The sequence below is a fragment of the Bacillus sp. JJ1122 genome (assembly GCF_036964885.1).
GTDB lineage: Bacteria > Bacillota > Bacilli > Bacillales > Cytobacillaceae > Mesobacillus.
This window is the reverse complement of record NZ_JBALQL010000049.1, coordinates 1-10,105: the sequence shown is the minus strand read 5'-3', so window position 1 is coordinate 10,105 and position 10,105 is coordinate 1. Positions and strand designations below refer to the sequence as shown.

At 43.2% G+C, this 10,105-nt stretch carries 11 protein-coding genes, 1 tRNA gene and 1 other RNA gene; 9 read left to right on the top strand and 4 right to left on the bottom strand.

Going from position 1 to position 10,105, the window contains the following annotated elements; translation table 11 throughout:
• The first annotated feature begins 42 nt into the window (after window positions 1-42).
• Together serS and V7201_RS22585 are read left to right on the top strand one after the other, a co-directional pair.
• Window positions 43-1,323: a serine--tRNA ligase gene (gene serS / locus V7201_RS22590; RefSeq protein ID WP_335379012.1), complete on the top strand. Its 1,281-nt coding sequence runs from the start codon at window positions 43-45 to the stop codon at window positions 1,321-1,323.
• A 109-nt stretch (window positions 1,324-1,432) separates the two neighbouring features.
• Window positions 1,433-1,525: transfer RNA gene (locus V7201_RS22585), tRNA-Ser, on the top strand.
• Window positions 1,526-1,735: 210 nt separating this feature from the next.
• Here V7201_RS22585 and V7201_RS22580 read toward each other — a convergent pair.
• From V7201_RS22580 to V7201_RS22565, 4 genes are all read right to left on the bottom strand, one after another.
• Window positions 1,736-2,404, bottom strand: a complete 669-nt coding sequence (locus tag V7201_RS22580) for a deoxynucleoside kinase (RefSeq protein WP_335379004.1) — start codon at window positions 2,402-2,404, stop codon at window positions 1,736-1,738.
• Window positions 2,401-3,042, bottom strand: a complete 642-nt coding sequence (locus V7201_RS22575) for a deoxynucleoside kinase (RefSeq protein ID WP_335379003.1) — start codon at window positions 3,040-3,042, stop codon at window positions 2,401-2,403. Before V7201_RS22575 ends, V7201_RS22580 begins: the two co-directional genes overlap by 4 nt.
• A gap of 406 nt (window positions 3,043-3,448) precedes the next feature.
• The gene (locus V7201_RS22570) at window positions 3,449-4,738 is read right to left on the bottom strand and encodes a glycoside hydrolase family 18 protein (protein WP_335379002.1); all 1,290 of its coding nucleotides are present in this window, start codon (window positions 4,736-4,738) and stop codon (window positions 3,449-3,451) included.
• Window positions 4,739-4,800: 62 nt separating this feature from the next.
• Window positions 4,801-5,340 (bottom strand): isochorismatase family cysteine hydrolase, encoded by a 540-nt coding sequence (locus V7201_RS22565; RefSeq protein WP_335379001.1) that lies wholly within the window; start codon window positions 5,338-5,340, stop codon window positions 4,801-4,803.
• Between the two features lie 91 nt (window positions 5,341-5,431).
• Here V7201_RS22565 and tadA point away from each other — a divergent pair, with 91 nt between their 5' ends.
• The 7 genes from tadA (at window position 5,432) to V7201_RS22530 (ending at window position 9,792) form a co-directional block, all read left to right on the top strand.
• Window positions 5,432-5,962 (top strand): tRNA adenosine(34) deaminase TadA, encoded by a 531-nt coding sequence (gene tadA / locus V7201_RS22560; RefSeq protein ID WP_335379000.1) that lies wholly within the window; start codon window positions 5,432-5,434, stop codon window positions 5,960-5,962.
• Between the two features lie 76 nt (window positions 5,963-6,038).
• Window positions 6,039-6,303, top strand: an RNA gene (ffs, locus tag V7201_RS22555) — signal recognition particle sRNA large type.
• A gap of 162 nt (window positions 6,304-6,465) precedes the next feature.
• Window positions 6,466-8,148, top strand: a complete 1,683-nt coding sequence (dnaX, locus tag V7201_RS22550) for a DNA polymerase III subunit gamma/tau (RefSeq protein ID WP_335378999.1) — start codon at window positions 6,466-6,468, stop codon at window positions 8,146-8,148.
• A gap of 18 nt (window positions 8,149-8,166) precedes the next feature.
• Complete coding sequence (locus V7201_RS22545; RefSeq protein WP_170169213.1) at window positions 8,167-8,493, top strand: YbaB/EbfC family nucleoid-associated protein; 327 nt, start codon at window positions 8,167-8,169, stop codon at window positions 8,491-8,493.
• 15 nt (window positions 8,494-8,508) lie between these two features.
• Window positions 8,509-9,105: a recombination mediator RecR gene (gene recR, locus V7201_RS22540; protein WP_335378998.1), complete on the top strand. Its 597-nt coding sequence runs from the start codon at window positions 8,509-8,511 to the stop codon at window positions 9,103-9,105.
• 117 nt (window positions 9,106-9,222) lie between these two features.
• Entirely contained in the window at window positions 9,223-9,444 is a 222-nt protein-coding gene (locus V7201_RS22535; RefSeq protein ID WP_207503267.1) for a YaaL family protein, read from the top strand.
• Between the two features lie 84 nt (window positions 9,445-9,528).
• Entirely contained in the window at window positions 9,529-9,792 is a 264-nt protein-coding gene (locus V7201_RS22530; RefSeq protein ID WP_335378997.1) for a pro-sigmaK processing inhibitor BofA family protein, read from the top strand.
• The last annotated feature ends 313 nt before the right edge of the window (window positions 9,793-10,105 follow it).

The window sequence follows — 10,105 nt, the reverse complement described above, 5'->3', positions numbered from 1 at the left end:
CAGCCTTGTTTAACAGAGCAAAAAGAAAAGGGAGGAATCATTGTGCTAGACGTAAAGTATTTAAGAGCAAATTTTGAAGAAGTAAAAAACAAGCTGCAACACCGCGGCGAAGATTTAACCGATTTCGGCAAATTTGAGGATTTGGATGTAAAACGCAGGGAATTAATCCTTGAAACTGAACAACTGAAGAGCCGCAGGAATGAAGTTACCCAGCAGGTTGCAGCATTGAAGCGGGAAAAACAGGATGCAGATCATCTAATTGTCGAAATGCGTGAAGTAGGCGACAAAATCAAGGAATTGGATGATCAATTGCGTGTGGTTGAGGAAGAATTGGAAAACCTTATGCTGAGCATACCTAACATTCCTCATGAGAGTGTTCCAATCGGGGAAACCGAAGATGATAATGTTGAAGCCCGCAAATGGGGAGAGGTTCGCAATTTTGAATTTGAACCAAAGCCCCACTGGGAGGTTGCTGAGCATCTGCAGATTCTGGATTTCGAACGTGCTGGGAAAGTTACCGGAAGCCGCTTTGTATTTTATAAAGGTTTAGGAGCGCGCCTTGAGCGTGCATTGATCAGCTTCATGCTTGATTTGCATGTTGATGAGCATGGATACAAGGAAATCCTTCCTCCATACATGGTCAACCGCGCAAGCATGACTGGAACTGGACAGCTTCCTAAGTTCGAAGAGGATGCGTTCCGTATTGAAAGCGAGGATTATTTCTTAATCCCGACTGCAGAGGTTCCTGTAACGAATATGCACCGCGATGAAATCCTTAGCGGTGAAGAGCTGCCAATCAGCTATGCGGCATACAGTGCATGCTTCCGTTCTGAAGCAGGATCTGCTGGACGTGATACACGCGGCTTGATTCGCCAGCACCAGTTCAACAAAGTGGAATTAGTGAAGTTCGTTAAGCCAGAGAATTCTTATGATGAGCTTGAAAAGCTTACAGGACATGCTGAAAAAGTTCTGCAGCTGCTTGGCCTTCCTTACCGTGTGCTAAGCATGTGTTCAGCTGACCTTGGGTTTACAGCAGCTAAAAAGTACGATATCGAAGTTTGGATTCCGAGCTATGGTACATACCGGGAAATTTCTTCTTGCAGTAACTTCGAAGGGTTCCAGGCTCGCCGGGCGAATATCCGTTTCCGCCGCGAACCAAAGGCGAAGCCAGAGCATGTGCATACATTGAACGGATCTGGACTTGCGATTGGCAGAACGGTTGCTGCCATTCTTGAGAACTACCAGCAGGCAGATGGCAGTGTCATCATTCCAGAAGTATTGCGCCCATACATGCGCAATCGTGAAGTGATCACTCCAGAATAAAAGATAATCTATTTTCTTTTCAGGCAGGAATATTTCCTGCCTGAAAAAAATATTTGAATTTGTGTTGACGATGTATGTAATACATGATATTATAGTTTTTGTCCGATACGGAGGTATACCCAAGTCCGGCTGAAGGGATCGGTCTTGAAAACCGACAGGCGGGTAACACCGCGCGGGGGTTCGAATCCCTCTACCTCCTCCATTAATTTAAATATTAAGCATTAACGCATAAAAACAATTTGGAGATTGTGTGAAAAATCCGCTACTCATGTAGCGGTTTTTTTATGTCCATTTTTAAATAGCTGTTTAGCTCAAAGTACTGGCTAAAAATGAGGTCCAGGAATATTCCCGGAGTACTTCATGAGTGCATGAAAATATCATATGCAAAATAAAAGCCGCCCTAATTGGCGGCTTACTTTTTCAATAATTGAGTCTGCTTAATGTGAGTTGCGATTTTCTCAACAATAGGTTCAATTGATTCTGGGTTGTTGAAAAGGTCATAATCGTTGATATTCAAACGCAGGACCGGACATGCGTTGAAATTGTTGATCCAGTTTTCATAGCGTCCGTGCATTTCTTCCCAGTAAGATATTGGTGTCTGCTGTTCCATTGGGCGGCCTCTCAGCTTAATGCGTTCAAGAATGTCATCGATTGAGCCTTCTAGATAAATCAACAGGTCCGGATGTGGGAAGTATGGTGTCATAACCATCGCATCGAATAAGCTTTTGTACGTTTCATAGTCCACAGGAGACATTGTGCCTTTTTCATAATGCATTTTTGCAAAAATGCCTGTATCTTCATAAATCGAACGGTCCTGGATAAATCCGCCGCCATATTCGAAAATCCTTTTTTGCTCTTTGAATCGTTCAGCAAGGAAATAGATTTGCAAATGGAAGCTCCAGCGTTCGAAATCAGCATAGAATTTATCGAGATAAGGGTTTGTATCTACCTTTTCAAAGGATGTACGGAAACGGAGGGCATCGGCCAGGGCATTTGTCATTGTTGATTTGCCGACTCCTACTGTACCGGCAATCGTGATGACCGCATTGGCTGGAATGTCATATTTTAATCTTAAATTCATGGTTGTACGCTCCTTTTCCTTAATGATGCAGTCAGTTGGTCTATGATCAGCTGCAGATCAGCTTCGTTTTTAACGAAATCGAGATCATCTCCACTGAAGCGAAGAACAGGGATTTCAGGATGCTCCTGTTCGAACTGGAACATAGCCTGTTCATAATCAAGAGATAATTGCTCAAGGTATAGTGGGCTGATGTTCTTTTCAACTTCACGGCCACGCATCTTGATTCGCTTTAAGAGCGTGTCGAGACTGGCGGTAAGATAGATGATGACATTAGGCTTTGGCATATCTTTTGTCAGGATTTGATAAATAGCGAGGTACTTATTGTATTCCTGTTCGCTAAGAGTACGCTGTGCGAAGATTAAGTTTTTCATAATATGGTAATCAGCAACGACAGGCTTGTTCTTGCTGATGTAATGTTCATTAATATCTCCAAGCTGCTTGTACCGATTACATAGGAAAAACATCTCGGTCTGGAAACTCCATTCTTCGATATCATCATAAAATTTCCCTAAGAATGGATTTTCATCGACAATTTCCTTTAAAAGAGCAAATTCAAATCGCTCGGAAATGGCACGGGCAAGTGATGTTTTTCCGATGCCAATTGGTCCTTCAACCGTTATAAAAGGTGTACCTTCCACAGCATGTCCTCCCTCTCCGTTGTTTCAAAGTAACAATAGTATATTCTCACCTTGAAAAATATCTAGCTTCAGCGCCTATCAGCATAGGCTTGCCTAAGTAAGGCGACGTCGAACATTGCTACAGGACGTGGCGTTTTTTGTCGACATTTTTCTATAGTAAAAAGGCGCTTTTGCTTTTCTATGTGGTTTACATTTCTGGCATATAAATAGCAAAATCCATTTTATCACACCATGGCATAGAATGGATACGGAATATTAAGAGCCAATTTTAACAAAAAACAAGACAGCCGCATGAATACTGCGCCTGTCTAATATTATCGAATTCTGTAAAATTTTTTCGGAGTGGAAATTTTTTATAAAATTTAGGTAATTTCATAATATCTGGATGAAAAGAAGGACTTAAGATTTATGAGGGCCTTTTGAATACATTGAAATTTTCCTGGATCAACAGCCAGTTTTGCGGGAAGGAAAGCCCTAGCTTCCAGTAGCTCATCCCTCTCAACTTCAACTCTTTGATCAAATCGAATTTTGCCTGGATGGAGCGGGCATCCTCAAACCAGACCTCATGCTGCTTACCATCAGCTGCTTTATATTTGAAGGTCGGCGCCTGAGCTTTCGTATCGTATTGTATAGGAACATTGTACTTGGCAGCCAGTTCAATGCCTTGCTGCGGACTAATAGCCCTAGCGACGCTCCCTTGCACAAACGGAAGGGTCCAATCATAGCCATATAGGTTCTGGCCCATCATGATTTTTCCAGGGGGAATCTCAGTAGTGGCATACTCCAGCACTTGGCGGACTGGCCCTATTGGTGAAACTGCCTGAGCTGGTCCGCCGCTATATCCCCATTCATAGGTCATAATGACGACAAAATCGACTATTTCTCCATGTGCCTTGTAGTCATGTGCCGTATACCATTCTCCCATCTGGGCAGCGCTTGTTTTCGGAGCCAGGGCAGTTGAAATGAGCCATCCTTCCTGCTTGAAACGGTCTCTTGCCTTTCTGAGGAACTGGTTGTATGCCTCACGGTCCGCTGGTCTTAGGAATTCAAAATCAAAATGGATATCACGGAAGCCGTATTTTTTCGCAGTGTTCACAATATTGTTCAGAAAACGGTTTTGTACTGTCATATCATTTAATAATATTCGGCCCAGCTCATCGCTGAACTGGTCATTTTCCTGGTTCGTAATAACCATCATCAGCGTATTGTTATTTGCCTTTGCAATTGCAGGGAAATCATTTAAAAGCGGTTCTTTCAGCGACCCATCACGGAGGGCTTGGAAACTGAAGGGTGCAAGATAGGTCAAATAAGGCGCAGCCTCGCGCGCAGCTGTTTCTAGTGCAGGAGCAACGGTGTTCCCACGCGGTTCGACATACGCATTGAATTCCGCTCTTGTTTTTGGCCGTGGCGGAATATAGAGACGGAGGCCAAGAGAAAGAGGCTGATTGACAGATATTCCATTAATCCTTGCAAGCTCTTGATAAGCAATACCGAACTTCCTTGAGATTGACCACAGAGAATCACCGGGCTGGACCCAGTAAAAGCTGCCGACGATCGGAATGACCATTGCCTGGCCAACCACAAGATTATTCGGATTAGGAAGTTCATTTGCTTCTGTAATATCCTGAACGGATGACCCATAGATCTGGGCAATCTGTGATAATCTCTGATTAGGGCGCACAACATGTATTTGCATCTTCTTCCCTCCCTGGCTTAATAGCGCTACAACCATTGTATGAAGGAAGAAAATGCAGTATGTTATAAATCAAGCTCATTAGCTGGCTTAGTTTCTGCAGACAATACATTTTTCATCATTGTTAAAGCGTATTCGTTATCTTCATCGTTGTTTGAAGCGATGCAGTCCGCAGGGATCATGAGGTTATACTCACGCATATAGGCATCATTGGCGGTGAAGAGAACACAAATATTACCGGCAATACCCGTCAGGATCAGAGTATCAACGTCCAGTTGCTGGAGCAAGGTGTTAAGTGCCGTTCCGTAAAAAGCAGAATGCTTTGGTTTTATCAAAAAATAATCCTTGTCCTTTTCAGGAGAAATCTCATTGATGATATCCTCGCTTTTTTTATTGCAGCAAAACTCCATTATTTTTTCGAAATCTGCCTGCCATAGATTATAATGGTCATTAATATAGATGACAGGCAGACCTTTTTCGTTAAATTTCTTTTTCAATTGTAAAATAGGATCAATTATTTTCTTAGTATGATCAGCCAATGCTTCTCCAGCATCAAAGTTAAAGTCGTTGATCATATCGATGATTAATAAGGCTGTTTTAGTCATGTACTTCCTCTCCTTTGCTATATTTTTAGACCGCAGGAGGATTCTTAAACCACATGGGAATAAATCACTTAATGAATTAATGGAGGATAAGATGTCAACTGAACTAACTCCAGATGAACGATATATGTATGAAGCGATAGAAGAGGCGAAAAAAGCGGGACAAATAGATGAAGTACCCATCGGAGCTGTCATTGTGCATAATGATGAGATCATCGCCCGCGCTCATAATCTTCGTGAAACACGGCAAAGTTCGATTGCCCATGCGGAAGTGCTGGCGATTGATGAAGCTTGCTCGAAGCTCGGGACGTGGAGGCTTGAAGATGCGGTCCTTTACGTCACGCTTGAACCATGTCCGATGTGTGCGGGTGCAATCATGCTTTCACGAGTGAAAAAAGTGGTTTTTGGCGCCGTAGATCCTAAGGGCGGATGTGCGGGGACGTTCATGAACATACTCCAGGATGAACGCTTTAACCACCAGAGTGAAGTAGTGTCTAGCGTCCTGGAGGAGGAATGCAGTGCACTGTTATCCGATTTCTTCAGGAACCTGCGCGAAAAAAAGAAACGTATGAAAAGACTGGCAAAAGAGGCATTGGAACAGGAGACAGGAATTGACAGCCAATAAACATTGATTTTTATAGGCGAAGTTAGTATACTATGTATGTGTCCTTGAGACACAACTAAACAAGGTTTCAATTTTGCCGTGCTAGTCGGGGAGGTAGCGGTGCCCTGTACCCGCAATCCGCTCTAGCGGGGATGAACTCCTTCCCGAGGCTGTTTTACTGTAGGGTCTGCCTTGAGTAAGTAGTGTTGACGCCCGGGTCCTGCGCAATGGGAATCCATGAACCATGTCAGGTCCGGAAGGAAGCAGCATTAAGTGGACGCTCCCATGTGCCGCAGGGTTGCCTGGGCCGAGCTAACTGCTTAAGTAACGCTTATGGTATTCAGTCGACGGAAGGTGCGCGGCAGTTATATAATAAACAACCAACTCATTTCCTTTGCGGAGATGAGTTTTTTGTTGTTTCAAGAAAGACGAGAAAAAACCTTGAACTTTCCATTTGTAAAAGTGAAATTGAAAAAAATATGCGTTATAATAGGAAAGATAATAAAACGAAGGGAGCGGTGTCATTGGCCTACCAAGCTTTATATCGTGTCTGGCGTCCACAGCAGTTCATTGATGTGGTCGGGCAGGAACACGTCACAACGACACTGCAAAATGCTCTGCTTCAACAAAAAATATCACATGCCTATCTTTTTTCGGGACCGCGTGGAACCGGAAAGACGAGTGCTGCAAAAATTTTGGCAAAAGCAGTTAACTGTGAAAAAGCTCCGACAACCGAACCTTGTAATGAGTGTGATGCCTGCCGTGGAATAACGGACGGATCCATACCCGATGTGATCGAGATCGACGCCGCTTCAAATAATGGTGTTGAAGAAATCAGGGATATTCGCGACAAGGTTAAATATGCACCAAACGTCGTGAAGTACAAAGTATACATCATAGACGAAGTGCATATGCTTTCCGTCGGGGCGTTCAACGCGCTGCTCAAAACTCTTGAAGAGCCTCCGAAGCATGTCATCTTCATCCTCGCAACGACTGAGCCGCATAAGATTCCATTAACGATCATTTCAAGATGCCAGCGATTTGATTTTAAAAGAATCACGGCCCAGGCTATTGTTGGCAGGATGAAGCAAATTGTTGAGGAATCTGGAGTTAATTGCGATGAAAAAGCCTTGCAGATTATTGCAAGGGCAGCAGAAGGCGGAATGAGGGATGCCTTGAGCTTGCTTGACCAGGCGATTTCATTCAGCCAGGACAGGGTTACGCTTGAGGATGCATTAACTGTAACCGGTACAGTCTCACAAAATTTTCTTAATCAGCTAGCGAATGCGATTTACGAGCGGAACGCTGCAGCCGGACTGGAAGCGTTGGAAGAATTGCTCATGCAAGGGAAAGACCCAGCAAGGTTCATTGAGGACCTAATTTACTTTTACCGAGATATGCTTCTGTATAAGGCAGCTCCTGCTCTTGAAGAGTCCATGGAACGAGTCATGCTCGATGAGGATTTTCAGGAATTGGCCAATAAAATTGATTCGGCTCAAATCTATGAATTAATAGAAGTGTTGAACAAAGCACAGCAAGAAATGCGCTGGACAAACCATCCGCGTATTTTCCTTGAGGTCGCTATTGTGAAGCTATGCCAGCTGGAAAACCAATCTCCGCCCAGCAATGTGGATGTCGAGCCATTGCTTAAAAGGATAGAACAGCTTGAGGGAAAACTTGCATATTTCCAGCAAAATCCTGGTCAAGCTGCGAGTGAGCCTGCAGCGGCTGCAAAAAAAGCGCCGCGTGCTAACCGGAAAGGGTTCCAGGCACCTGCAGGTAAAATCAATGAAGTGTTAAAGAATGCAACAAAGGCAGACCTGCAGACAATCAAAAGCCGTTGGGGCGATCTTCTTGAGATGCTCGCGGCAAAACAAATGCGATCACAGGCTGCATTGTTGAACGAAGCTGAGCCAGTTGCTGCATCCGATGCAGCTGTAGTGATAAAATTCAAATATGAAATACACTGTCAAATGGCAATGGAAAACACCAGGTTTGTCGAGACCGTCAGCGGTGCCATGTATGAATACACGGGCAAGAGGCTGCAGGTAATAGGTGTGCCGGAAGACCAGTGGCTTAAAATAAGGGAAAGCTTTATCAGCCAAAGAGGCGATGGGGCAGATGAAGGGCAATCAGCTAATGAAGACCCGCTGATTGCTGAAGCTAAGAAATTATTTGGCGATGAATTAATACAAATTCAAGATTAAAATTGGAGGTACGTTAATATGATGCGTGGAATGGGTAATATGCAAAATATGATGAAGCAAATGCAAAAGATGCAAAAGAAGATGGAAGAAGCACAAGTTCAATTAGGTGAAGAAAAGATCGAAGGAACTGCTGGCGGCGGCATGGTTACAGTCATCGTAACTGGACACAAGGAAATTGTGGATGTTCAAATCAAACCCGAAGTTGTTGACCCGGATGATGTTGAAATGCTTCAAGACCTAGTGCTTGCGGCAACGAATGATGCATTGAAAAAAGCAGAAGAACTATCAAACAAGACAATGGGACAATTCACAAAAGGAATGAACCTTCCTGGGGGAATGTTCTAGGAGGAATAGAAAAGAATGCATTATCCTGAACCCATATCAAAGCTGATCGACAGCTTTATGAAATTGCCGGGTATCGGCCCTAAAACGGCCGCTCGTCTGGCATTTTTCGTCTTGAGCATGAAGGAAGAAACCGTATTGGATTTCGCGAAAGCACTTGTAAATGCCAAGAGGAATCTGACATATTGTTCAGTTTGCGGCCATATCACTGACCAGGATCCTTGTTATATTTGTGAAGACCAGCGCAGGGATCGAAGCAACATCTGTGTAGTCCAGGACCCAAAAGATGTGATAGCCATGGAAAAAATGAAGGAATACAACGGCTTGTATCATGTACTCCATGGAGCGATTTCGCCAATGGATGGCATTGGTCCGGAAGACATCAATATACCCGATCTATTAAAGAGGCTTCAGGATGAGACTGTTCAGGAGGTAATCCTTGCAACTAACCCCAATATAGAGGGAGAAGCAACAGCCATGTATATTTCCCGGCTGTTAAAACCATCAGGCATTAAGATCACGCGTATCGCACATGGACTGCCAGTCGGCGGTGACCTTGAATACGCTGATGAGGTCACGCTCTCCAAAGCGTTGGAAGGACGCCGGGAAGTGTAATTCGAGGAAATCCCCAGTTACCATCGAACCTTGAAATGCTTTTCGGACAGGAAGCTGACTCGGTTCCTCTCCGGGATCGTGACTGATTTACGCGATAAATTCAACTGGAGGAAAGTCATGTTGTTTCGTAAAAAAAAGTGGCTTAGAAAAGAATTCGACCAAAAATTAATGGAACAGCTTAACACCATGAAGACAAACTGGAATAATCAAAAGCTATTGGTTGAAAGAAGCTTCGATCCATCAGAAGAGTTTATCACCGAAGCAAAGATTGCCGAAGCAAAGTACTTCTTTCTATTTAAGGAAGCAAAACATAGGAAAATTACGATTAAGGCAAGGTAGCATGTATTTTCCATACTATAAGGTCTTATTTTGATAACTTGTACATAAAAATTAGTACAAGACATTGAAATAAGGGGGAACAGTATGGATCCTGTAGTTGTCATATCGATCCTTGGCGGATTGATCTTCCTGCTGCTGGTTATAGGTGCACCAACAAAACCACTTCGTTTTATCGGTCAGGGTGCAGTAAAGATTTTAATCGGAGCCATCTTTTTATTTTTTCTTAATGCTTTCGGAACCAGCTTCGGAGTTTATGTACCAATCAATTTAGCAACAGCAGCGGTTTCTGGATTGTTAGGAATACCTGGTGTGTTTGCACTTGTTGCGATTCAGACATGGATTATATAATGATTAGCTGATGAAGTTAATGAAAATGCCGCTTGTGGAAAGCGGCATTTTTTATGCTTTTCGTTGTTTACGGTATCTTTTTAAACCCATGATTTTGAAAAAGGCAAGAATCTATTATTCTTAAAAAAACTCTCTCTGAAAATAGCTTTTTTGTGAAAAAGTTATTGACCAACCAGGCAAGAGTTGTTATTATATAAAAGTTGCTGTTGGACATCAGTTAATAACTTTAAAAAAAGTGTTGACGAAGCAATCGCAACATGATATATTATTTAAGTCGCCTACGAGCGACGCAGTAACAAATTGCTCTTTGAAA

Coding starts and splice junctions, on each gene's coding strand:
- V7201_RS22580 (WP_335379004.1), bottom strand. CDS start 2,404: ATGAATTTAAGATTAAAATATGACATTCCAGCCAATGCGGTCATCACG.
- tadA (WP_335379000.1), top strand. CDS start 5,432: ATGTCAACTGAACTAACTCCAGATGAACGATATATGTATGAAGCGATA.
- V7201_RS22570 (WP_335379002.1), bottom strand. CDS start 4,738: ATGCAAATACATGTTGTGCGCCCTAATCAGAGATTATCACAGATTGCC.
- recR (WP_335378998.1), top strand. CDS start 8,509: ATGCATTATCCTGAACCCATATCAAAGCTGATCGACAGCTTTATGAAA.
- V7201_RS22545 (WP_170169213.1), top strand. CDS start 8,167: ATGATGCGTGGAATGGGTAATATGCAAAATATGATGAAGCAAATGCAA.
- V7201_RS22535 (WP_207503267.1), top strand. CDS start 9,223: ATGTTGTTTCGTAAAAAAAAGTGGCTTAGAAAAGAATTCGACCAAAAA.
- V7201_RS22530 (WP_335378997.1), top strand. CDS start 9,529: ATGGATCCTGTAGTTGTCATATCGATCCTTGGCGGATTGATCTTCCTG.
- V7201_RS22565 (WP_335379001.1), bottom strand. CDS start 5,340: ATGACTAAAACAGCCTTATTAATCATCGATATGATCAACGACTTTAAC.